This is a genomic window from Streptococcus sp. DAT741, from assembly GCF_009866825.1.
GTDB lineage: Bacteria > Bacillota > Bacilli > Lactobacillales > Streptococcaceae > Streptococcus > Streptococcus ruminantium.
The window spans coordinates 350,401-374,897 of the sequence record NZ_CP019557.1 but is presented as its reverse complement, the minus strand read 5'-3'; the positions used below and the strand labels follow the sequence as shown (position 1 = coordinate 374,897).

Sequence of the window (24,497 nt, the reverse complement as noted above, 5' to 3'; positions counted from 1 at the left end):
CTCGTTTTTATCTTCTCATGAAAACTCTAGCAGTCTTCTACTTTACGCCATGACAGGCAATGCTTCGCCAATCTCAGACAAGCGCTCTAGCCAGTCTTCACGGGTCAAGTTGTTTTCAATGATATAGCGGTTGCGCTCATGGGCACGACATTTTGCAGAACAACCACGAACATATTTGTGCTCATTTTCTTCCGAAGTCAAAATACGACGGTTACAGAAGGGGTTTCCACAGTTGACATAGCGCTCGCAAGGCGTACCGTCAAACCAGTCTTTCCCGACAATAACTGGGTCAACATGATTGATGTCAACGGCAATGCGTTCGTCAAAGACATACATCTTACCATCCCATAACTCACCGCGAACCTCTGGATCTTTCCCATAGGTCGCAATACCGCCATGAAGCTGACCAACATCCTTGTAGCCCTCACGCACCATCCAGCCAGAAAACTTCTCACAGCGGACACCACCGGTACAATAAACGACTACGCGCTTGTCCATGAACTTCTCCTTGTTGTCACGAACCCACTGTGGTAACTCGCGGAAATTGCGGATGTCTGGGCGAATGGCTCCACGGAAGTGACCAAGATCGTACTCATAGTCATTACGGGTGTCGAGTACGACTGTGTTTTCATCAAGTAGAGCTTCCTTAAATTCTTTTGGTGATAGGTAGGCACCTGTTGTCACAAGTGGGTCAATATCATCGTCAAAGTCATTGTCTTCAAGACCCAAGTGAACAATTTCCTTCTTGTAACGAACAAACATTTTCTTAAAGGCCTGCTCATTTTCTTCATCAATTTTGAACCATAGATCACTGAACAATGGATTAGCATGTACATAGTCCATGTATTTTTGTGTCGTTTCATAGTCACCAGAAACGGTACCGTTAATCCCTTCGTCTGCAATCAAAATACGTCCTTTCAATCCGATGGATTTACAAAAGGCCAGATGCTCAGCCGCATAAGCTTCTGCATTTTCAATGGGAACATATTTATAGTAAAGCAATACACGAATGTCTTTTGACATAATTTCTCCTTCTCAATCTTTACAATAGATGATAAAACTCTGTCATTTCTAATAAACGAGTCTCTAAAATTATATCGTTTGCCTCTCTAAAAAACAAAAATCTGAACTGGAATTTTCATTCTTCCAGCTTAAATTTGTAACGTTGTAATGTTTTTAGGCAATTATCCTATCAGTTCAGTTGTCTCTCTATCGCCTATCTCAATAGCAATGACTCCCCTGTCAGTTTTCTATTGCCAACTTTCCAAGAAGAACCTATATATAAGGTAAATCATCTGTGATGATCCAGATTGAGGAAAAAATCTATTTTGAACAATGTCTTTAATTTTGATCTCAAAAAAACTCTTAGAATGCTGCTACATCAACATTTCTAAGAGAATTTATCGATATTAAGAGACTGTTTTTAAGCATTTATAGAGTTTAGTTTACACCCTAACAGTTCCCATTTCCAACCTTCTAGGATGCTGTCCTAGAAGCCATCTACATTTGTATAGATTTTTTGTACGTCTTCATCATCTTCGAGGGCATCGTAGAGCTTCTCAAAAGTTGTGAAATCATCTCCTTCAAGGATTACTTCTGACTGTGGAATCATTTCGAGTTCAGTTACATTAAACTCTTCAATGCCTGATTCTTTGAGGGCTACGATTGCTTTGTGAAGGTCTGTTGGAGCTGTGTAAACAGTGATTGCGCCACCTTCTGCTTCCACATCATCTACTTCTACATCTGCTTCCAAAAGCAATTCAAAAATAGCATCTGCATCATCTCCAGCAAAAACAACAACTCCCTTGTTATCAAACAAGTAAGATACCGAACCAGATGCTCCCATATTTCCACCATTTTTACCAAAAGCAGAACGAACATTGGCTGCAGTACGGTTAACATTTGATGTCAGCGTATCCACAATCAACATAGAACCGTTTGGTCCAAAGCCTTCGTACCGACCTTCTACGAATGTTTCATCTGTATTTCCTTTTGCCTTGTCAATAGCCTTATCAATGATGTGTTTTGGAACCTGTGCTTGCTTAGCACGATCAATAACAAACTTTAGGGATGAGTTTGTTTCCGGATCGGGGTCACCCTTTTTCGCTGCTACATAGATTTCAACACCAAACTTGGCGTAAACTTTTGAGTTAGCACCGTCTTTGGCAGTTTTTTTGGCTACAATATTGGCCCATTTACGTCCCATGGGGAACCTCCTACATTTTATAAAATCGCCTTATTATACCATAAATGAGGTGGATTGAGAAGATTTTTCAGTTCATTTCACTATACAGTTGACATGTATAGTTTCACGATATATAATATAAAGTGTAACTATATAGTTTGACTATCTATTTGAGAGGGATCAAATGAAACGAAATAAACACCTTCCACTAACTGAAACGACTTACTACATTTTATTAGCTCTTGCAGAACCTGCTCATGGCTATCTTATCATGCAGAAGGTAGAGGAAATGAGCAACGGAGATGTTAAAATTGCTGCCGGAACCATGTACGGAGCGATTGAAAATTTAGTGAAACTGAAATGGATTTGTTCTGTTCCAACTTCTGATAAACGAAGAAAGGTCTATCAAATCACACCAGCAGGTCGAGAAATAGTTAGACTGGAAACCGAGCGAATCCGAAAGCTCAGTCATCTTGCACAAACATTTGATTTTTAAGGAGAACCACATGAAAAAACGCAAATTATTCACAAGTTTACAAGACGAAGAAAATTGGATTAACATGATTCAATCTCAAGGATACCAGTTAACGAAGGTCAATCCCTTACTTGCGACTTATCATTTTGAGAAATGTACAGCAGCCCCCAAGCCAGTACGCCTTGATTTTCGTGAGCAAATTTTAAAAGAAGAATACCCCAATTACCTATCTCTCTTCAGTGATTATGGCTGGGAACCGATCCAAGGTAGTAAACGAAATGGAGTCCATTATTTTCAAAAAATGAATGCAACTTCAGACACAAACATTTTCTCAGATAAGGAATCGAAAAAAGCATTCTACCTGCGCTATCAAAAATTTGCCTATTGTTATTTTTTTATCTTTCTTTGTCTATATTTTACCCTCTCTTCAGCGCAACATGAATATAATCTCTGGCAACCCAAAACGTGGTACCTAACACCAGGACTTTGGGAGCGAGAAGGTACTGCCTTTTGGTTTGGCTTCCTATTTGAAACCCCATTTGCTATCATCTTCAGAAGCGGTATTATTCCCTTGTTTTTACTTGCTTGGTCTATTTATTTCCTATGCATTGCTGAAAAAGTAAAAAGGGAAATAAAAAACTTAGGGGAGTAAGCAGGGTATCCTACACCTGAATCCTCAAAATAAAAAGATTGAAAAGTTATGACGACAATTCATCTTTTCAATCTTTTTTATATATTCCATTTTTCATGGATGCCTACAACTCCACCCTGGCAACTTGGCTTTCTTTACTTACTTGACCAAGGTTTTCAAGGTCAACAGATTTGATTTCTGCTGTGTTTGTAAAAGCAACAATAATAGTTGTTTCACGTTCCGCTGAACGGATAGCATCTAAGTCTGCTACAAGGAGTAGGTCTCCAGCTTCAACGCGTTGACCATCTGTCACCTTGGCAGAGAATGGTACACCATTAAGAGCTACTGTGTCTAAGCCAACGTGAATTAAAACTTCCACACCCTTGTCAGATAGAATACCAACCGCATGTTTAGTTGGGAATACGCTCGTCACAATACCTGAAACTGGTGCGTAAACATTGCCGTTTGCCGGTTCTACTGCATAGCCATCTCCCATCATCTTTTGTGAGAAGACTGGATCTTTTACTTCTGTGATAGCAATAGCTTGACCTGCCGCAACTGAAAAGATCGTTTCTGTCACACCTTTGAATTGAGTGTTGACTCCTGCTTCTTTACTAACAACTACCTCTGTACGAGGAATGGCTACACCTGATTCTAAGAGATCTTGAATATCTGATTTGAGGACATCTGCTTTTGGTCCGTAGACTGCTTGAACACCGGAATCTTTGATAATCAAGCCCATAGCACCTGCTTGTTTCCAAGCGTGTTCATCACTGACTTGTGCCACCTCCTTAACGCTGACACGAAGCCGAGTCATACAGGCATCTACATCCACAATATTATCACGACCACCAAGCAGATTGATGATGTGTACCACTTGAGAATTGGCATCTGCTGTATCGACATTTGAATGCGAAGCAATGTCTGTTGTCTCTGTATCATAGTTGCCATTACGGCCAGCCGTTGCCAGATTGAATTTTTTAATCATAAAGTTGGCAATGAAGTACATACCAATCGCAAAGAGAGCAGTCACCCAAATAAAGTTAACTACATCCATACCGATACCAGCTTTAATAGCCATCGGTGTACGAGTGAGAAACTCGATATTACCAAATGAGTGCATTCGCAAATTTACTAAATCTGCCATAGCAAAGGCAGCACCTTGTACCAAGGCATAAACAGCGTAGAGTGGCATAGCTGCAAACATGAACATAAATTCAATCGGCTCTGTCACACCCGTCAAAAATACCGCAAGTGCAGAAGAAAGGAACATCCCCTTATATTTTTTCTTCTTGTCTGCGTCCACATTGCGATACATCGCATAGGTCAAGCCCATGAGAATACCTGATGAACCGATCATTTGCCCAACCTTGAAACGTGCCGGGGTGATAGTGGAAAGAAGGTCATTGTACTGAGTCATGTCACCAGCATCTTTAAGGTTGATCAAATCTGTAATCCAAGCCAACCAGAGCGGGTCTTGTCCAAATACCTGTGTTCCTGCTTGAGCACCTGTCAAGATATCATATGTACCTCCCAATGAAGTATAATTCATCGGAATCGTTAACATGTGGTGAAGACCAAATGGCAAGAGCAAACGTTCCAAAGTACCGTATACAAAAGGAGCCAAAACAGGGGCTGTTTCCTGTGAAGAAGCAATCCATTTCCCAAAGCTATTGATGCCGGTTTGGATAACCGGCCAAAAAATTGCCAAACCAAGAGCAACCAAAATGGAGCGATAGATGACAACGAATGGTACAAAGCGTTTCCCGTTAAAGAAAGTCAATACATCTGGTAGTTTGCGGTAGTTGTAATATTTGTTATAGGTCGTTGCACCAACAAAACCTGCAATAATCCCCACAAAAACACCCATATTGAGAGCCGGTTGCCCCAAGATATTTACAAAATAACCAGAAACAGGGATTTGTGTACCAAATACTGTACTAACTGTTGCTGTTGCATCCGTCAACATATCTGTTTTCACACCGAAGAAATGACCAGTAATCAAATTGATAAGAACGAAGGCAAGGCCTGCCGAGAAGGCTCCTCCTGCCTTTTCTTTCGCCCAGCTACCACCGATTGCTAGAGCAAAGAGCAAATGAAGATTACCGATGATCCCCCAACCGATCTGAGCAACAATATTCCCGATACGAATCAAAAGCTCTGATTCCGGACTAATCAAAGGAATCGAGTTACCGATAGAAACCATCAGACCTGCCGCAGGCATAACTGCAATCACGACCATCAAGCACTTTCCAAATTTTTGCCAAAATTCGAAACTAAGAAATTTTTTCATATTTCCTCCTTTATTTTTTCGGCTTTAAGCCATTTTATAGACTGAGTTCAACTTCCACACCAAAATGGTCTGAAATGATAGGATGGTTATCTCCATTGAAGATAGCACGACTGGTTAAAACGTCCATTTTTTGATTCAAAAAGATGTAGTCCAAACGTTTGGCTTGACTGTGGGTAGCCCATCCATCAATCGCTTTTTCCACCGTCACGCCACTATCCTTTTTTAGGGCTAGATCGTACGTATCATAGAGACCAAGTTCCTTAATTGCTTCATAAACTGCCTGTTCAGAAAAGGCATCTGTATTAAAATCACCCATCAGGATTTTTAGACGATGGTCCCCCGTTCGCTCAACAATCGTTCGAACATTGTCCAGTTGGTTTTCCCTCGTATTTCCTGGTAAATTTATGTGGCAAGAATAACAGTCAATTAGCTGATTTTGATAAGAAACAGTCAATCCCATAATCTTCCGAGATAAGATCGAATCGATGGATTTGTTCTGACTACAATAAAATGGATCTACTTCATAAACAGGTAAACGCGTTAAAAATGCTATTCCTTCTTCGTACCTGTCGTAACCAATATGGGAATGACTCCAATAATAGGAGTAGCTAGACTCCCCTTTGTTTCGCAATTTTTCTAATAAAACCAGCCCATAGTTATCCGTTCGCAGGTCTCTCGTTACCAAGTCGCTGGCGATTAACTGATTTACTTCCTGAAGAGCAATAAGATCATAGCCCTTTTCAACTATTGTTTCCGCTAGAATATCCAGCTTCTCATCCTGTCTTTCTTCCAACCAGGCATGGACATTCACTGTGAGCAATTTCATAACTTTTAAAGTCTCCTCCTTCCCTATTAAAATACGTAACCGTTTTCTTTACAAGGATAGTATACCGTAACCGTTTGCATTAGTCAATATCTTTTACGTAATATCTTTAACTTTTACGTAAAAGTTGGGTTGTTAAAATAAATATACTGGCTAGTTTTCCCTTTTCAAGCATATTTATGGTACACTAGTGATAAGGGAGATGGAAAAATAATGAGCAAGTATAAAAAAGTTTATCAAGATATTAAACAAAAAATTCAAGACCAGATTTGGCCAGCGGGGCAAACCTTACCAACTGAGAATGAGTTGATGGACATCTACACCTATTCCAAGGACACCATCCGAAAAGCCCTATCTCTCCTCGAAATGGATGGCTACATTCAAAAGCGGCAAGGCAAGTCTTCTATTGTGATGGAACATGGTCTGATGAAGGAGCAGTACCTATCTGAAATCAAAACAGTTGGCGAACTAAATAAACAGTCTCAACACCAGATTCAAACTACATTGACCTCACTCTATATCGTTCAAGGCCAAGAAGACTTGATGGCAACCTTTGAAGTTGATGACAGGGTAGATTTCTATCGGATTAGTCGGATCCGAACTATTGATGGCGAACGCTTGGAGTATGAAATCTCTTACTTCGATCGTAGAATTGTTTCTTATCTCAGCAAGGAAATTGCTGAGAGTTCTATTTACCGCTACTTGGAAGAAGAACTAAAATTAACCATTTCTCATTCACGGCGAGAAATCTCCTTCCGCTTTGCAAATGAGGAAGAAAGACAGCTAATGGATTTGGGGAATTATGATATGGTCGTTGTTGTCACCAGTGTCACCTATCTTTCAAATGGACAACCCTTCCAATACGGAACCATCAGCTACCGGCCTGATAAAGTGAGCTTTGTATCAATGGCAAAGCGATAATACTCTTTGTTCATCAATATTTCTCTAACCAAAAAAGAATGTCTCCACTGAAAAGAACCCCTTATAATGGACAGTATAAAAAGTACTATACTGTTCTTATAAGGAGGTTCTTTTCTCATGGCTAAAAAAGGAAGTAAATTTACAAAGTATCCACCTGAATTCAAAATACAAGTAGTCAAGAACTGTCTTAGTGGGAAAAGTGGTGGTATGGACTCAATTGTAAAAAAGTATGGCTTGAAATCAAACAATCAAGTCCTCACATGGACTAGAAAATATCGCGAAAATCCACAATTGCTCCACCAAGATTTAAGAGGTGCTAAATCAACTGGTCGCCCAAAATCAACCAATCTTGATGAAATGACAATAGAGGAACAGAATGCCTTTCTTCGTATGGAGAATGACATTTTAAAAACCTTAAGGACTCTCCTCAGAAAGTGAGAAGAGTCCACCTTTATCAAGTCGTTGAACAATTGAAAGAACGTTATTCCATCTCCCATTTATGTGCCTATTTGGGTTTCCCTAGGTCATCATACTACCTCTGGTTAAGCAATGGAAAACCTGAACACAAGCGGTTTAACCCTGACCTAGCACAGGTCATTACAGCTATTTTTAATGAGACTCAGAAAGGTTATCGTTTCATTTGTTATCAACTGAGAAGAAAATACGATATTTTCTGTCATCCTAAAACTGTCCTACGCTATATGCGTATTCTGGGTTTGAAGTCGCCAATTCGAAAGAAACGCTATCATTCTTGCACACAGCGTGAGATAAATGAAAAGGCAAGACACGTCCACTACAACGTGCTTGCCCGAAACTTTAAAGCAGAACGTCCTCTCCAGAAACTAACAACGGATGTCAGTTATGTTTACCACAAACAGGGAAGGATATTCCTTAGCGTCATAAAAGATTGTTATGACAACTCTATTCTAGCATATACTCTTTCAGATTATAACGATAATCAGCTCGTTTTTGAAAATTTAGACCTCGTCTTCAATGAAAATTGGGATGCCGCACACATTTGTGTCTTGCATTCTGATCAAGGTTTTCAGTACACCAACCAACTTTATCTCAGAAAATTAGATCAGTATGGTGTTACGATTTCCCATTCTGGAAAAGGGAATTGTTATGACAATGCTTCTTGTGAAAATTTCTTTTCCCATCTCAAGAGTGAGTCCTTACGGCTCTTTCCTCCTAATAGCAGAGATGAACTCAGCCAACAAATTAAAGAATACATGGACTGGTATAACTATGATAGACCACAAGAAATATTAAAAGGTATGACCCCTATGGAATTCAGGGAGTCATACCTTACTAACTAATATTCTTTTTTACACTGTCTATTTTAGACGGGGCTTGACACACAACAGGAAACATTCTTTTCTTTGTGCATTAGTTGCTATGCCAAATTTCGTCATTGTACTGCTGAATTGTACGGTCAGATGAGAAGAAACCTGCTTTAGCAATGTTGTGAACAACTTTTCTATTCCAAGATTCTTGATCTTCGTAATCTGCAAAGACTTGTTCTTTCACCTCTATGTACTCAGCCAGATCAATTAGGGTCATGAACCAGTCCTTAGAGATAAGTTCATGGTGAAGACGGCCAAGACGCTCGTCATTCCCAAGAGCTTTCACTTCATCACTAACGATAAAGTCAACTGCACGTTTAATATTAGCATCACCATTATAGTAATCAGCTGAAACGTAGCCTGCTTTGTCGTAAAGATCAATGATGGTATCAGAATCCTTACCAAATGTGTAAATATTTTCACTACCTGCAAGTTCTGCAATCTCAACATTGGCACCGTCCATCGTGCCAAGTGTCAGTGCACCATTTAACATGAACTTCATGTTCCCTGTACCTGATGCCTCTTTAGAAGCTAGAGAAATTTGCTCAGAAATATCTGTCGCAGGAATCAATTTTTCAGCAACCGTTACATTGTAGTTTTCTACTAAGTGAACGTTGAGATATTGATTGACCTCTGGATCGTTGTTAATCAACTCTGACAAGCATAGAATCAAGTGGATAATATCTTGGGCAATGATGTAGGCAGGAGCCGCCTTACCACCAAAGATAACGGTAATTTTACGTTTTGGAAGATTTCCACTCTTAATTTCAAGATACTTGTGGATGACATATAATGCATTCATTTGCTGGCGCTTGTACTCGTGGAAACGTTTAATTTGCGTATCAATGATAGAATGTTCATCTAATTCGATACCCTTATTATCTTTAAGGTAACGTTTCAGTGCCAATTTGTTGTTAAATTTGATTTCGGCCAATTTAGCATGAACTTCTTTATCATCAGCAAAAGCAAGTAATTTTTCAAGCTTAGTAGCATCTGTCAGGTATTCGTCACCAATCAATTCTTTGATGCAATCCGCCAAATCTTGGTTTGCAAACTCCAACCAGCGACGGAAAGTGATACCGTTTGTTTTATTATTGAATTTCTCTGGATAGAGCTCATAGAAAACTTTCAATTCAGAAGTTTTAAGGATTTCTGTGTGAAGTGCAGCTACACCGTTCACTGAGTTAGAGAAGTGGATGTCCATGTGAGCCATGTGTACACGGCCTGATTCATCAATGATTTGGACTGCTGGGTCTTTAAGTTCTGCACGAATAAGGGCATCCAATTCTTTGATAATATCAACCAAATGTGGCACCACTTCTCCAAGAAACTCAAGTGGCCATTTTTCAAGTGCTTCTGCCAAGATAGTATGGTTAGTGTAACCAGTCATATTCTTGACAATCGCTACTGCTTCTGCAAATTCGATATCGTGTTTCTCTGTCAAAAGACGAATCAACTCAGGAATAACCATTGATGGGTGTGTATCGTTGATTTGTACGTAAGCATAATCAGGAAGATCATGTAGGTTTGAACCACGTTCAATCGCTTCATCAATCAATAACTGAGCAGCATTTGACACCATAAAGTATTGTTGGTAGATACGAAGCAATTCACCATTTTTATCCGAATCGTCTGGATACAAGAAAAGAGTCAAGTTTTCTTTGATAGCTGTCTTATCAAACGAAATACCATCTGTAATCAAGTGATAGTTGACAGATTCAATATCGAACAAGTTGAGGTAATTCTTCGTTTCCTTTTTGTAACCAAGAATGTCAAGACGATCCAATTTCGACTTCAAGGTAAAGTTTTTAAATGGAACATCATAACTAATATCCGTTGGAATCAACCAAGAATCATTTTCAATCCAGAAGTTTGGCTCTGCTTCTTGCTCATTTTTCTTAAAGACTTGGCGGAAAAGACCACAGTGGTAATTCAGACCAACACCTTCACCATTGATAGCAAGTGTTGACATGGAATCTACAAAACAGGATGCCAAACGTCCAAGACCACCGTTACCGAGTGATGGTTCTGGCTCAACGTCTTCAACTTGTGCCAATGACTTGCCAGCTGCCGCCAACTCTGCTTGAATGTCTTTATAAACACCTAGGTTAATCAAATTGTTTGATAAGAGCTTACCGATAAGGAACTCCGCAGAAATATAATAAACTTTACGTTTACCAGTATTTTTTGATTTAGCTGCTGCAGCTTCTTTCACGTAGTTCAATAACTGAAGATAGATTTCTTCGTTTGTTAAATCAGCTAATTTCTTTGAAGTATTGTTTTCAGCAAATGTTGTAAATTTAATCATGTTGTTCATTTCCTCGTTGATATAAGTTTGTCATTTTTGTCAAGAAATCCTTGTGTTCTTTTGTCAAGTCTTCCGTCTTCATCCGCCATTCCCAATTTCCGCCGATGGTTGATGGCATATTCATACGGCTGTCTTCATCCAAATCCAAGACATCTTGCATAGTTGCAATAGCTGTATCACTAACTGTCGCAAAAAGCATTCGAAGCATGGCTTGACTGACTTTCTCAATCGGCTTACGATTGCTGTAAGCATCTACGTACTCTTGTTGCTCGGGATCAAGATTATTGTACCAACCGTTGATGACTTCATTATCATGAGTCCCTGTATAGGCAACAGAATTTGGAATGCAGCGGTGCGGGGCATCAATACTTTTACCTGTCACATCAAAGAAACCAAATTCCAAGATTTTCATCCCCGGATAGCCACAGTCTGCTAGCAGCTTACGAGCTTTCGCATCAATATTTCCAAGATCCTCTGCAATAATTGGAAGGTCACCAAGGGTTTCTTTTACTGCCTTGAAAAGACTGTAGCCCGGACCTGGTTCCCATGTACCAACCTTAGCTACCTCAGCCTTGCCATCCACCTGCCAGAAGTCGGAGAAACCTTTAAAGTGATCAATTCGAAGGACATCATAGAGCTTGAAACTTTCATGAATGCGGTAAATCCACCAGTTATAGCCTGTTTTTTCATGTTCCGGCCAGTCATAAATTGGATTGCCCCACAACTGACCGTCCGCAGAGAAGTTGTCCGCTGGTACTCCTGCTACGTAGAGTGGCTTACGCTCACTATCTAATTTGAACAGTTGAGGTTTGGTCCAAACTTCCACACTGTCAGCAGAAACATAAATAGGCATATCTCCGATAATCTTAATGTGATTTTTGTTGGCATATTCTTTCAATTGTTTCCACTGGCTAAAGAAGAAGTACTGAGTAACTTTGTGATAATCAATTTGGTTTGCCAACTCCAAACGATACTTATCCAGAGCTTCCTCATTGCGAGCAACTACTTTCTTGTCTTCCCACTCTTGGAGAGCTTTATTTCCAAAGTACTCCTTGATAGCCATAAACTCAGCATAGTCTATCAGCCAAGAAGAGTTGGCCTTTTCAAATTCCAGAAAAGCCGCTTTTTTCTTATCATCTTGCAAAAATGCCTGTACTGCCTTTTCCAAAATTGGCCGACGCACTTGATAAATCAGAGCATAATCTACTTTTGCAGGATTATCTCCAAAATTCACATCTTGAAACTCTTCATTTGCCAACAAGCCATCTTCTACCAAGAGGTCGAAGTCGATCAAGTGAGTATTCCCTGCAATAGCAGAGAAAGATTGATAAGGTGAGTCTCCGTAGCTAGTTGTTGTTAGGGGTAAAATCTGCCAGTAGGTTTGCTTGGTCTCTACCAAGAAATCTACAAAATCATAGGCAGACTGTCCAAAAGTACCAATACCAAACTTCCCAGGAAGTGAGGTAATATGCATCAAAATTCCACTGGTACGATTTGTCATAAAAACGTTTTCCTTTCTGTCGGTTACGAATATAGTTTAGCGCAAACGTTTGCACTTGTCAAGGATTTTACTAAAAAAGTTTTGAATGCCCTAAAAAAACTGTTTCAGCATGAACTGGTAACAAGTAGAAAAAGAAAATTCGGATGACATCACCCGAATTTTTATCTGACTCTATATTGTTAAGCTAAGTTTTGCTCTTTTATTTGAATTGTTCCGCCAATCACATCAGCTTCCAAGTACTTGACATTACTATTATCCAAGTAAAAATCTGTAACTTTATCACGAATCTGGTTTTCAATAACACGACGAAGCGGACGAGCCCCCATTGCCTTGTCGTAACCTTCTTCCATGAGAAACTCTTTGGCAGCATCTGTAACATGTAGACTAATGCCTTTTTTAGCCAGCGTATTATTGACCTGAGACAGGAGCAGGTCTACGATAGCTCTTAGATCTTCCCTCTCTAAATGTTTAAACTCAATCACTGCATTGAAACGGTTGAGGAACTCCGGACGGAAGTATGGAACAATGCGTTCCATAATGTCCTGTCTCTCTTCGCCTTCTGGCAAGTCATAGCCAAATCCAGCATTAGAGGTTGCAATAATAATCGTATTTTTAAAGTTGACTTGGTTGCCTTGACCATCTGTTAAATGTCCATCATCAAGAACCTGTAAGAGCAAAGTGATGACTTGTGCATCAGCTTTTTCAATCTCATCTAGTAATACGATAGAATAAGGATTGCGGCGAACTCGCTCGGTTAGGGTATGCGAATTATCGTCGTAGCCAACATACCCCGCTGTTGTACCAATCAACTTGGAAACGGCTGTTCGATCGCTATACTCTGACATATCAAGGCGGATAATTGCCTCCTTATTTCCAAATAAATCCAGCGCTAGCTGCTTTGCTAACTCTGTCTTACCGACACCTGTTGGTCCGACAAAGAGGAAGGAGCCGATAGGACGATTGCCCTCATCAAAACCTGCACGATTACGACGAATCGCACGGGATACAGCTTCTACTGCGTCACCTTGACCGATAACATTTGCAGCTAGACGATGTTTGAGGCCCTTGAGTCGTTCAATATCAGAAGCCCCCATTTGCGATACAGGAATACCTGTCATCCGTTCAACTGCTTGAGCCACATCATTGACCGTTGCTACAACTTTTTGGCTTTCCGTATGGTTGTTAATCTGTTCTTGCAGCTTATCAATCCGGATTTTTTCATTCAAAGCTTTTTCATAGTCCTCTTTTTCTGCGGCTTCTAATTGCAAGCGTTTCGCATCCGCCATCTCAGCTTCTAATGTCTTAATATCCGTAACGGAATGCTGTGCTGCTAAATGAGCAGCTGTTACGTCAATCAAGTCAATGGCTTTATCTGGTAAACTGCGTTGAGGAATATATTGAACAGAATAGTCAACAGCAGCATGCAAGACCTCATCTGGTAATTCAATATTGTGGTGAGCCTCATAAAGTGGTTTAATTCCCTTCAAAATTTGGTAAGTATTTTCTGCCGATGGAGCATTGACCTTCACTTCGTTGAAGCGACGAGCCAAGGCTGCATTTTTATGAATGGTATTGCGGTACTCATCCTGAGTAGTAGCACCAATAACGGTCAATTCGCCACGTGAAAGGGCTGGTTTAAGAATATCCGCTAATCCCTTGGAACCTGAATCGCCACCTGTACTGCCTGCCCCCAAAATCTGATGAATTTCATCAAAGAAAAGAATGATATTTCCTGCTTGCTTGACCTCATCAACCAACTGTTGAACATTCTCCTCAAAAGCTCCACGGTACTGAGTACCCGCTTCCAAACCAGAAATATCAATAGAAATAATTTCCTTGTTTTTGATGGCTGCCGGTACATCACCATTGACAATTGCCTGAGCCAAGCCTTCTACTACTGTTGTTTTACCAACACCAGCATCACCAACCAGGACAGGATTATTCTTGGTACGACGAGCCAGAATTTCCGAAGTATCTTGGATTTCTTTATTGCGACCAATGACCGGATCTAACTTGCCTTCACGCGCATCCCCAGTCAAATTACGACCTAGTTTTGCCAAAACACCATCTGACTTTATCTGACCTTTAGAGTGAGATTGAACTGCACCTTCTGCCGCTGGTAGTTGGCCTGTTTGGCGATAATGAGCAAATTCCTCTGGAGTAACCTCGCGACCGTTGATGGAGTAACGGCGACGCTCTGTGCTATACCCCCCCATATTGCCCATTAGTTGATTGAAAATATCGTCCATACTGTTAAAATTGTTATTCATACTGTTTACCTCGTTTATCTTATTTTTTGTTTGCTAAAGAAAATTGACTATTACTGACCTTTATTAGATAAAAAACCACTAATAAGGAACCATCCTCTTTTTCATGCTGACCCCCTCAAAAAATTGTCTTTTACTGACCAATTATTTAAGATAAAAATCAAACTAGATTCATTTGACCTTATCTGACCTTTTAATCAATAAATCATAAGGTTTTTCTATAACCTTATGAAATTATTATATACCATTAGTCAGTAAAGGTCAATATCCTTTTTGACTTTTTTTTTTGACCTTTATCTAAAAAATCCAACTTTCAGTACGGTTTTACTGATTTTCAAATGATAATACCTTCTAAATGATCTAACTCATGCTGAACAATCTGAGCTTGAAAATCTGTCAGCCGTAAACTCTGCTTTTTCCAAGAAGAATCCCAAAATTCCACCTCAATTTCCTGATAACGGGTTGTAGGGCGAATACCTTCTAATGACAGACATCCCTCCTCTGCCTGGTAGGGTTTTGTCTTACTAATGAGAACGGGATTATACATAACTAGATTAGTAAAACCTATATTGACAACGATAACCCGCTTTTTGACCCCGATCATATTGGCCGCCATTCCCACACAGGCATGGCTATTTGCTGCAAGTGTATCCTGTAAATCCTTACCAACTTGCAAGTCTGCCGGTGTAGCAGCCTCAGATTGCTGCTGGAGGAAAAAAATATCTTTCATAATAGGTTGGATCATGAAAAACTCCTTACTTTCAAACTAATTCCAGTATATCAAAAAAGCCTAGTTTCCACTAGACTTGTTCTTTTTATTCTTGACAGTAAGCTGCAATAGCCTGACTGACAAATTTGGAAGTGCCTACACCTCCTACCTGATCAATATTGGTTGCAAAACGTTCATCTTCTACGTACATGAGACCTAAGCCTTGCAAGATTTTCTTTGTGCAGGTATAAAAATTATCTGTGATATATGTCTGCAATATTGCTACTTGATCCTGTACATCTGGATGACTGCATTCTAAGCCCTGCATTTTTCCAAAGGCCTCAAAAATCACCTGCATCTCTCGGACAAAAATCTCATCCTTGCTAGTATCGTAGCGCTGGTCAAATTCAGTATAAGCTGACGTTTTTCCCCAGCGGTTCTTGGCCTCAGTCCTGTAGCTCTCTAGTTTACTTGTATCGAATGCGTGAAAGTCCATGACTTCTCCCCCTTTTTCTATGAGTAATCTGGCATGACCGATGATATGATCCAGACGCTTTCTTTTGAACTCTAAAAGAGCAATGTGGTCTTGCAACACTTGCTGGCGATCAACATCAGTATTTTCCAGAATCTGCCGAATATCTTTGAGAGGAAAATCCAGTTCTCGAAAGAGCATTATCTCTTGCAGATGAAGCAGACTATCCCGATTATAATATCGGTAACCATTATCCGCCACAAAAGCTGGTTTGAGCAAGTTAATTTGGTCGTAATGATGTAAAGTGCGCACTGTTAATCCGGAAAACTGACTAACCTGCTTAACCGTAAATATTTCTGACATAGAAATCTCCTCTCTATGAAGAGTATAAAGGATAACGTAAGGTAAGAGTCAAGAAGAAAATAACTATTTTCTATCCGTCCTTTGTAATCTCATTCATATAACCTGCTGTAATGATTCCCGCAGGTAGGGCAACGATTGCAATTCCTATAATTGAAGAAATCATCGTTATTACTTTACCCAATACTGAAGTCGCAAATATATCACCATATCCAACCGTAGTTAGCGAAATGGTCGCCCAGTAAACCGCATCAAAAAAGTTTCAAACGTATCAGGCTCGACTGAAAATATCAATAGGGCGGTTAAAAAAATGTACCCTATTGCAAGACTTGCCACCAGTAAAAGTGCCTCTTTTTGTCTTTGCATAACATTCGTCAAAATTTGTATATTTTTTGAATATCGAATGACTTTGAAAACCCTTAGTACTCGTCCTATCCTTACCATCTTTAATAGCTTTAAACTACTATAAAACATCAAAAAAGTTGGCAATATACAGATTAAATCTATTACTGCTAATAATGTAAATGGGGAAAGAAAAAACGACACTCTCCCTTTTTGAAGTTTAAAATCAGCAGTTATCACCCGAAAAAGATAGTCTAAACAGAAAATAGCTGCTGTGACATATTCTATCAACAAATGAAATGGTTCGTTCTTTTTAAACATCAATGGAAGGATACTAACCACTATTGCCACCAACATTATCAGATTATAAAATCGTGATAACAAACTATCTTGGCTATTTTCTAAGATATTATATAAACCTCTTCTCATCATTCTCCTTTACCAGTATATACCTATAGATCTGCCATACCTTATCGCACCTTTATAAATTGACAACAATCAAACTCCCCCTGTTGTTTCTCCAAATAATGTCTGTCGTAACGTTCAGGTATAACAAAAACATTTTTATTTTCTCCTACGTAAGCGCTTCTTATACTTAAGCTTTTTGGAATTACCTTTCTTTAACAAGTAATCGTTAGCATATAAAACACTACCAATTAGTTTGAAAATAACGGTAGAAACAACTACTGAAAGAATCAATGATAAAAAGGGTAAACTGGCATATTCTCTAAGAAATACACTATTTAGATCATTCAACGAATAACCAAATATTCTGTAAGCAAACAAAGTCTCTCTATTTTTATCAAATACATGATAGAAGAATAAAGTGGTAATAGAAAACAATTTTAATTTTGCAAATAATTGTTTTCCACCTAAACTAAATTCTTGCGGTTGCTTCGTTCGTTGTTGATAAGCCAGATATAGAAAATTATCTAACACAAGTATGATTACTGCTGGCAAAAACCAGACAACAATATCAATCGCAATGAAGTTGACAAAGAAGATATAGAGCACCAATGCACTTCCAGCATTGACAAAATAGTAAACTTCTTTGTAAGAAGCGCCATATTGCCTATACATAAACAACCGTATATATAAAAATATATGGTACACAAACAGACTTAGGGCTATAGAGATGAATGAAAAGTCTTGATCAATTGTTTCCAATCCTGCATGGAACACAACCAAAAACAGCATCGAAGATACTAGCTCAGAAAACCAATAAATTTTTCCATTGTTCCACCGCAGCGAAAACAACTTGAATTGTTTAAATCCCCTATAAAAATTAGATACTAGAAGGTAGCGGAATGTTACAAATAAGATACAAAAAAAGATTCCCAGAAAGTCCGTGCGAAACTCCAGACCGATACGATCAAACTCAAAATCAACAAATAATAGCAAAATGATGCTAATTATATCAGTCAAGATATGAGCGTACACTTTAAATTTGAGTACCTTATCGCCAAAAAAAGACACACATATATCTAAAATAAAAAATGGAACTATATTCCACGTATTCCAAGCCTGATAAAAAAGCCAAATAAGGAAAAACGATGGAATAATATGATATAAAAACAGCCAGACATGAGAAACTTTTGACATTTCTTTTCCCACAACTGAGCTATAGCGGACAATAGCAGCGCACTTCAGTAAAACACATGCAAACAATAGCCAAAAAACTAAACTATATTCAAATTTTTCAAATTGTAACAAGTCTTCAAAAGGCAGTTTCCCAACTAACATTCTAGCGATAAAAGCAAACAAAAGATTCAACCAAGGAAACCAAAGATAGTAGGTTTCCCTAAGCTTTCTATGCTTTATTTCTTTCACTATCAACTGATAAAAATGAGACACCACTTGTTGCAAACTCTCACCTCCAAAATCCTATTCTATACCAAAACGTCCGTAATGTTTCTTCTCACCGGCACACGTCCGTAGGTCTGCTCTGCTATGCCTTTCGCACCAAGTTGATAGACACTATCTGCCTGCTGGGTCAAGCTGTCCCAAGGCTCCTTGCCAATTCGTGTCACCAGATCCACCTTGTCCTTAACCTGTTTGAGATAGGCTTGACCTATCGATGTAAAGCCCAGCACATGAATAGCTTTTGGTAGCGGGGTCTCCACTGCATTGACCAAGATGTAGGTCAAAATCCGTCGTACTCGCGCCTTAGTGTAGCGCTTGGTCGCAACAGCATTTACCAATTCTTCTACATTCGTCACACTACCAATGGCAGAGCGGATACGACTGGCTAGTTCATCGTTAACCTGAAAAATCTGACTCAGGTCTTGATGGGTCGTAATTTGATAACGAAGCAGAGAAAAATAATGATTCCAACCGACTTTAGTTGCCTTTTCAAAAAGAGCTGCCGAAGGTAAAAAATCACGTACCAAATGTAATTGGTCGACTCCTTTTCGGATAGCCGTAGCCGAAGCATAGCTCGTCTCAACTTCTTCCGAGTGAAAACCTGCTCCCTGCCGCTGTACAGGACTTAGTTGAATTCCAGTCCCAGCCACCGCCTTTGCGTAGGCTAGGGCTAGGATATGATTGGGAGTATCGCCTGTGAAGTTCAGACCAGCAAATTCCTGCCACATAATCTGAGTTTTCTGTGGATAAGACAGATTCTCTGGCAAATTCTTCACAAACATCTCTATTTTCTCTGATTTTTCCACATAAATATCAGCAATCCTCTGATAATCCAACATTTCTTCTGTACCAAAAACCAGCTTTTCCACACCTAGTCTATATAAAATATCTATAGCTCCTTTAGCAAAATGATCTGCCGACTGAACAGATACTAAAAAGGGCATTTCAACCACAAGATCTGCCCCATGCTCCAAAGCCATCTGAGCCCGCGTCCACTTATCCACAATGGCCGGTTCCCCACGCTGTACAAAATTACCAGACATAACGACAATTTTTACGCCTTCTGCTTGTTCCAACAGGTACTTGTGTCCTGTGTGAAATGGATTGTATTCTGCTACGATACCAGAAATCATGCCTTGACCGCCTTAAAGAACCAACGCTGACTGGTTTCAGTTGGAAACTCGTCCTCAAAATCTGCAAAGATTTCTACAGAACCAAAACCAGCTTGTTTCAACAAGTCAACATAAGTTTCAATCGGATAGGTCCGCTCTTCATGAACCTCATCACGACGGATAAATCTCTCAGGTTCACCAGTTTCATCTTTGACAAAAAAGGTCAACTCGTGAACAACAGAGTACTCATGTTCTCCCTTATAGGTATCCCAAACGAAGGCAAACTCCTCATAATTTTCATGATAGCTATAACCTGCAAAGACTTCCTCCATTTGATAAATGGAATGCACATCAAAAATGAAAACACCACCATGGTTGAGAACAGAATGAACACCTTCAAAAACACGCAAAACCGCCGCCTCATTTCCCATATAGCAAAGACTATCGGAGTAGCAGGTCACCGCATCAAAGTCACCAACACCTTCCAAGGCCATCATATCTGCCTGAGCCAATTCAAGCATAACTCCAGCAATCTCTGCCCTTTTCTGAGCTAATTCAAGCATCTCATAACTAAGATCCAAGCCGGTTACATCATAACCTGCTTGAGCAAAACGAACAGCTTGAACTCCGGTTCCACAAGCTAATTCTAAAATTGTCTTTGCATTCTTTGGCAAATGCCGTAGGCTAAAATCGGTCCATTGGTCGTAAAGGCTATCGTCCATGATTTCATCATAGACTGCCGCAAAGGTTTCATAAGTTGCCATATTAGTCTCCTCTCTTGCTTTGATAGATTCTATCACTTTGCTGGCTTGAACAAAGCCAAACTTTTGCAAAAAGCAGTCCTCAGACTGCTTTATTATTTCACTCCTAAGAGAGAATCAAGCTCTACAAAGCTTCCCTCATGCCAGAGCTTCTCTAAGTTATAAAGTTCACGCATTTCTTCTGAGAAGATATGGACGACCACACCTCCAAGGTCTAAAAGGATCCAGCCACCGTTGCTGTCGCCTTCCATACGAATCCCTTTGAAACCAGCATCAACTACCTTTTCACGAATGTTTTCCGCAATAGCTTCCAACTGACGGCTGTTCATTGAGCTTGCAATAACAAAATAATCTGTCAAACTCGTAACGCCCTGTACATCAATCACAACAAGGTCCTCAGCCCGCTTGTCATCTGCAGCCTGAACCACAAGTTTTACTAAATCTAATTCTTTCATCTTATCCTTTCAAATTGTTTATTAGTGTATTTCTTTTGAGCAGATTGACCAAGCCAGATAGTTTGGTAATGGTCAATTAACTCTTTAGCACGCAGCTTTTCTGAAAAAGTTGCCGTTGTTCTATCTTCATAATGACCAACTTTGTAGCTTGGTCAAAAAGTTCACTTTCTCTTTGTGTCACTGCAAACTTGACAATTTTTATCTAAGTCTCTCAAGTGGCGAACATAACTATTATAGGTTTCGAGTGTTTGTGGATAGATGGGAATACGCTGTTTAGCCAGGTAGGAAATGGTCTGTGCTGTTTCGTAAGCAACAGCTTTATCTAAATTCTGTCTGGCTAACTCACGAGCTATCTCGACTCCAGGAAAATCACGATTAGGCTCGATGTAGTCTGCTACATAAAGAACCTTATCCAGCAAAGTCATTTGTCCTGCTCCAACCGTATGGCGTTGAATAGCTTGGAAAATCTCTGCATCTTTCAAACCAAAATCTTCTGAGACTTTATAGGCACCGACTACTCCATGCCAAATATTATTATCCCAATTAAGCAGTTCTCTATCCAGATCATACTTGACGATTAAGTCCTCAAAAATCTGATCCGCCACTTCCTTGGCATAATCATGTAAGAGCGCAGCTAAGCTGGCTTTTTTCATATCACAGCCATATCGCTCTGCTAACTCAATCGCGGCCTGCTCCACACCGAGAACGTGCTGAAACCGTTTTGGAGTCATAGCTACACTAATTTTTTCTAAAAGAGCCTTGCGATCAAAGCTTAAATCTGCTGCAATCATCTATAAAGTCCTTTTTCTTCAATATAGTCCAGGACCTCGTGGGGCACCATAAAATTAGGCACACGTCCTTGCTTGATAAAATCACGTACCATGCTGGAAGAAATATCCATGAGTGGAACATCTACCCAAATAACGGGATAGGAAGTCCCTGCCTTATAGCGCGGACGCTGCACACCGACAAATTGAACTAGTTTAATTAACTCATCAATCTTATGCCATTTTGGTAGGTAATCTACCATATCTGCACCGATAATGAAATAATAGTCGGTCTCAGGATTTTTTTCCTTCAACAATTTCATGGTATCGTAGGTATAACTGATACCTCGACGCTCCAACTCAATCGTTTCTATCCCCAAACCCGCAATACCCGCAATCGCCATCTTGAGCATGGAGTAGCGATGGTATTCATCAATGGTTTCTTTCTTATCCACATGGGGGGGAACACATTCTGGCATAAATAAGACCTCGTCCAGCTGCAACTGCTGACGAACCTGATCTGCCACAATCAAGTGAGCATTGTGGACAGGGTTAAAATTGCCTCCCAAAATTCCTACCTGCTTGCGATTGGTTTCTTTTTTTTCAACCTCTAATTCAACCTTGGTAAAGGGTGTTAAGAGTTCAATAGCCATGGGCTCTCCTTCTTAGATTTCTTTGACCTTTTTAGAAATTTTTCGGTTCTCTTTCTTACTGGATTGTTTGAACAAAATCAGGATACGACCGATTTTTTGAACCGTATCAACGCCGATTTCTTCTTCCAGAATTTCTGCGACTTCATAAATATTCTCGTCCGTATTTTGCAGTAGAGTCACCTTAATCAACTCACGCGCATCAAGTGCTTGACGAACGCTCGTCTTAATCTGGTCATTAAGACCATTTTTCCCGATTTGGATAATAGGCTTGAGTGCATGTGCCTGACTATTCAAAAAGGCACGTTGTTTAGATGTAAGCATAATATTTCCTTAATATTTTAGTATAATCTGATACAGACCTGAATCTCATACATAGCAAGATGCAGTGTCGTAGATACAATTGGAGGCAAGCAAATAAGATAAAATGCTACCCGATGAACATCAAAAATAGATGAAAAAGTAACTGCAATGCAAAAATGAAGCCTATCAAGGTAGATTGACAACGGATCATCTTGGCATTCATGGGGGCAGGGTTTTAAATGATAGCCTTGCGAACCACCACATCCACTCCCTTAGGTGCCCAAGCAGCAATTTTAGCTTTCTCGTTAATCCGAATCCAGCCAAGACCTGAAAAGACCACATCCGTCTTTTCAGTAATAGTAAATTCATGGCGGACTAGTTCTGGAAACTCTTTCAGTTCCTTGCTGGTTGGCGGTACCAAGAGACTGCCTGCATGTTTCTTATAAAAATCGCTAGCTCCTTCGAGTTTAGTGCGATGAAGTTGAAGCTCATTGTCAAAAAAAGCTGTAAAGCCCTGACGTTCACCAGCCACAAAGTCAAAACGACCAAGACCTGCCAAGAAAAGGGTTTGCTCTGGGTTGAGCTGGTAAGTTTTTGGCTTAATTTCCTTGCGAGGACTGATATATTTAAGATTCTTAGCTGTCAGATAGTGAGCCATCTGATGGCGATGGATAATTCCTGGAGTATCGTAAATAAATGAACCATCATCCAGAGGAATTTCAATCTTATCTAGAGTCGTTCCCGGAAAACGAGAAGTGGTAATAACATCCTTATCTCCTGTAATTTCCTGAATAATGGCGTTAATTAGGGTTGACTTACCCACATTAGTTACACCGACCACATAGACATCTCGTCCCTTGCGATGTTCTTCAATTTTCTCAATCAAGTCCTTGATTGCCTGCTTGTTTTGAGCAGAAGTTAGGACCACATCTACCGGTCGCATACCAGTTTCATTCGCTCTCTCTGTCAGCCATTGAGTCACTTTCCCCGTCTTGACAGACTTGGGCAGAATATCTTTCTTATTTCCCACTAAAAGAATATCGTTGCCAGAAGTAAAACGTGATAAGCCAGGGATAATGGAACCATTAAAATCAAAAATATCAATCACATTAACTACTAAGGCATCGCTTTCACCAACACTATGGAGGAGGCTCAGAAAGTCATCATCAGAAATATTGACATCTGAAATCTCATTATAATGGCGAAGGCGGAAACAACGTTGACAGTAAAGCTGCCCTGTTTCCAAACCTTTTTCTAAGGCTGATTGTGGCGTAAAGCCTGCAACGGACTTGTCTACCGTCTGAATCTTAGCACCGCAGCCGATACAAAATAATTCTTCCACTTACATTTCCCTCTTATGGTCTATCGCCCCGTATTTAGCGATGATTTTTTTCATAGTTCTTCGTTCGCGCCAACGGTTAATCTGTGTATTGATTGAGTCAGTCTTGATCAGTGGTTTAACCAATACAGACTTGAGACCAACTCGCTTAGCCGCCCGAATGTCTGTCATCAATTGGTCTCCAATCATGACCACTTCACTTGGCTTGACATCAAAGCGTTTTAAAGCTCGGTTCATGCCAAAGGTGAAAGGCTTGAGGGCAAAGGCTTCAAACTCAACCCCAAACTTCTCAACCGCCCGTTTGACACGTTCGTACTTATTATTAGAAACCACCACAACAGGAATGCCTGCTTCTCGCAAATCGTGTAACCACTGGCGCATCTCTGGCGTTCCATCAGGATTATTCCAAGCAATCAAGGTGTTATCTAAATCAACAAAAACTACCTTGATACCATGTTTTTTTAACCCTTCAACCGTCACATCATAGACTTTTTCCAAGCAAAAATCCGGCATGTAATTTTCTAAACTCACTATCGTCTCCAAAAGTTTTTATCAGATAATTATACCATTTTTCTATAAAAAATGCGAGCTACTTATAATAAAAACTCTTGGAT

At 39.8% G+C, this 24,497-nt stretch carries 23 protein-coding genes and 1 pseudogene; 5 read left to right on the top strand and 19 right to left on the bottom strand.

Translation table 11 applies throughout. The annotated features are described in order from the left end of the window. Positions 1-42: 42 nt before the first annotated feature. Both trhO and BZG42_RS01900 read right to left on the bottom strand, forming a co-directional pair. Positions 43-1,023, bottom strand: a complete 981-nt coding sequence (gene trhO / locus BZG42_RS01905) for an oxygen-dependent tRNA uridine(34) hydroxylase TrhO (protein WP_155971458.1) — start codon at positions 1,021-1,023, stop codon at positions 43-45. 466 nt (positions 1,024-1,489) lie between these two features. Further along, positions 1,490-2,206 carry a YebC/PmpR family DNA-binding transcriptional regulator gene (locus tag BZG42_RS01900; RefSeq protein ID WP_155995464.1) on the bottom strand — a complete coding sequence of 239 codons (717 nt, stop codon included), beginning with the start codon at positions 2,204-2,206 and terminating at the stop codon, positions 1,490-1,492. Positions 2,207-2,369: 163 nt separating this feature from the next. On the opposite strand from BZG42_RS01900, the gene BZG42_RS01895 reads away from it, so the two are divergent. Together BZG42_RS01895 and BZG42_RS01890 are read left to right on the top strand one after the other, a co-directional pair. Beyond that, positions 2,370-2,681, top strand: a complete 312-nt coding sequence (locus BZG42_RS01895; RefSeq protein WP_024532794.1) for a PadR family transcriptional regulator — start codon at positions 2,370-2,372, stop codon at positions 2,679-2,681. Between the two features lie 10 nt (positions 2,682-2,691). Then, positions 2,692-3,312 (top strand): DUF2812 domain-containing protein, encoded by a 621-nt coding sequence (locus BZG42_RS01890; RefSeq protein WP_155995462.1) that lies wholly within the window; start codon positions 2,692-2,694, stop codon positions 3,310-3,312. A 103-nt stretch (positions 3,313-3,415) separates the two neighbouring features. Here BZG42_RS01890 and BZG42_RS01885 read toward each other — a convergent pair whose 3' ends face one another. Both BZG42_RS01885 and BZG42_RS01880 read right to left on the bottom strand, forming a co-directional pair. Beyond that, a complete protein-coding gene (locus BZG42_RS01885) occupies positions 3,416-5,584 on the bottom strand; it encodes a PTS transporter subunit IIBC (RefSeq protein WP_155995460.1) in 2,169 nt (722 codons plus the stop codon). 34 nt (positions 5,585-5,618) lie between these two features. Then, positions 5,619-6,410 carry an endonuclease/exonuclease/phosphatase family protein gene (locus BZG42_RS01880; protein ID WP_155995458.1) on the bottom strand — a complete coding sequence of 264 codons (792 nt, stop codon included), beginning with the start codon at positions 6,408-6,410 and terminating at the stop codon, positions 5,619-5,621. A 210-nt stretch (positions 6,411-6,620) separates the two neighbouring features. Between BZG42_RS01880 and BZG42_RS01875 the strand changes: the two genes are divergently transcribed. The 3 genes from BZG42_RS01875 to BZG42_RS01865 all read left to right on the top strand — a co-directional run bounded on the left by BZG42_RS01875 (position 6,621) and on the right by BZG42_RS01865 (position 8,647). Then, positions 6,621-7,328, top strand: coding sequence for a UTRA domain-containing protein (locus BZG42_RS01875; RefSeq protein ID WP_024532798.1), 708 nt, complete (start codon positions 6,621-6,623; stop codon positions 7,326-7,328). A 117-nt stretch (positions 7,329-7,445) separates the two neighbouring features. Continuing rightward, a complete protein-coding gene (locus BZG42_RS01870; protein WP_159780057.1) occupies positions 7,446-7,766 on the top strand; it encodes a transposase in 321 nt (106 codons plus the stop codon). After that, positions 7,763-8,647: an IS3 family transposase gene (locus tag BZG42_RS01865; RefSeq protein WP_159780055.1), complete on the top strand. Its 885-nt coding sequence runs from the start codon at positions 7,763-7,765 to the stop codon at positions 8,645-8,647. Before BZG42_RS01870 ends, BZG42_RS01865 begins: the two co-directional genes overlap by 4 nt. Positions 8,648-8,717: 70 nt before the next feature. Here BZG42_RS01865 and glgP read toward each other — a convergent pair whose 3' ends face one another. From glgP to BZG42_RS01790, 15 genes and pseudogenes are all read right to left on the bottom strand, one after another. Next, the gene (gene glgP / locus BZG42_RS01860) at positions 8,718-10,982 is read right to left on the bottom strand and encodes a glycogen/starch/alpha-glucan family phosphorylase (RefSeq protein WP_024532203.1); all 2,265 of its coding nucleotides are present in this window, start codon (positions 10,980-10,982) and stop codon (positions 8,718-8,720) included. After that, positions 10,975-12,483 (bottom strand): 4-alpha-glucanotransferase, encoded by a 1,509-nt coding sequence (gene malQ / locus BZG42_RS01855; protein ID WP_155995586.1) that lies wholly within the window; start codon positions 12,481-12,483, stop codon positions 10,975-10,977. Before malQ ends, glgP begins: the two co-directional genes overlap by 8 nt. Positions 12,484-12,662: 179 nt before the next feature. Continuing rightward, complete coding sequence (locus BZG42_RS01850; RefSeq protein ID WP_155995588.1) at positions 12,663-14,753, bottom strand: AAA family ATPase; 2,091 nt, start codon at positions 14,751-14,753, stop codon at positions 12,663-12,665. A 331-nt stretch (positions 14,754-15,084) separates the two neighbouring features. After that, a complete protein-coding gene (locus BZG42_RS01845; protein WP_155995590.1) occupies positions 15,085-15,495 on the bottom strand; it encodes a peptide deformylase in 411 nt (136 codons plus the stop codon). A gap of 70 nt (positions 15,496-15,565) precedes the next feature. Beyond that, positions 15,566-16,285 (bottom strand): MerR family transcriptional regulator, encoded by a 720-nt coding sequence (locus BZG42_RS01840; RefSeq protein WP_155974053.1) that lies wholly within the window; start codon positions 16,283-16,285, stop codon positions 15,566-15,568. Positions 16,286-16,364: 79 nt separating this feature from the next. Next, positions 16,365-17,062, bottom strand: a pseudogene (locus BZG42_RS01835) (ion transporter). Between the two features lie 135 nt (positions 17,063-17,197). Then, positions 17,198-18,490, bottom strand: coding sequence for an FtsX-like permease family protein (locus BZG42_RS01830; RefSeq protein ID WP_439709963.1), 1,293 nt, complete (start codon positions 18,488-18,490; stop codon positions 17,198-17,200). 32 nt (positions 18,491-18,522) lie between these two features. Further along, positions 18,523-19,629 carry a nucleotidyltransferase gene (locus BZG42_RS01825; protein ID WP_155995594.1) on the bottom strand — a complete coding sequence of 369 codons (1,107 nt, stop codon included), beginning with the start codon at positions 19,627-19,629 and terminating at the stop codon, positions 18,523-18,525. Then, on the bottom strand, positions 19,626-20,372 hold the full coding sequence (locus BZG42_RS01820; RefSeq protein ID WP_155995596.1) for a class I SAM-dependent DNA methyltransferase: 747 nt from the start codon (positions 20,370-20,372) through the stop codon (positions 19,626-19,628). The genes BZG42_RS01825 and BZG42_RS01820 overlap by 4 nt, the downstream gene beginning before the upstream one ends. Positions 20,373-20,464: 92 nt before the next feature. Beyond that, positions 20,465-20,824 (bottom strand): ribosome silencing factor, encoded by a 360-nt coding sequence (rsfS, locus tag BZG42_RS01815; RefSeq protein ID WP_120171332.1) that lies wholly within the window; start codon positions 20,822-20,824, stop codon positions 20,465-20,467. Between the two features lie 161 nt (positions 20,825-20,985). Then, complete coding sequence (yqeK, locus tag BZG42_RS01810) at positions 20,986-21,615, bottom strand: bis(5'-nucleosyl)-tetraphosphatase (symmetrical) YqeK (protein ID WP_120171331.1); 630 nt, start codon at positions 21,613-21,615, stop codon at positions 20,986-20,988. Continuing rightward, positions 21,612-22,244, bottom strand: a complete 633-nt coding sequence (locus BZG42_RS01805) for a nicotinate-nucleotide adenylyltransferase (RefSeq protein ID WP_120171330.1) — start codon at positions 22,242-22,244, stop codon at positions 21,612-21,614. Before BZG42_RS01805 ends, yqeK begins: the two co-directional genes overlap by 4 nt. Before the next feature lie 12 nt (positions 22,245-22,256). After that, entirely contained in the window at positions 22,257-22,568 is a 312-nt protein-coding gene (yhbY, locus tag BZG42_RS01800; RefSeq protein ID WP_155995598.1) for a ribosome assembly RNA-binding protein YhbY, read from the bottom strand. 211 nt (positions 22,569-22,779) lie between these two features. Continuing rightward, positions 22,780-23,886 (bottom strand): ribosome biogenesis GTPase YqeH, encoded by a 1,107-nt coding sequence (gene yqeH / locus BZG42_RS01795; protein WP_024532191.1) that lies wholly within the window; start codon positions 23,884-23,886, stop codon positions 22,780-22,782. Then, the gene (locus tag BZG42_RS01790; protein ID WP_024532190.1) at positions 23,887-24,414 is read right to left on the bottom strand and encodes a YqeG family HAD IIIA-type phosphatase; all 528 of its coding nucleotides are present in this window, start codon (positions 24,412-24,414) and stop codon (positions 23,887-23,889) included. It lies immediately after the preceding gene. Positions 24,415-24,497: the final 83 nt, after the last annotated feature.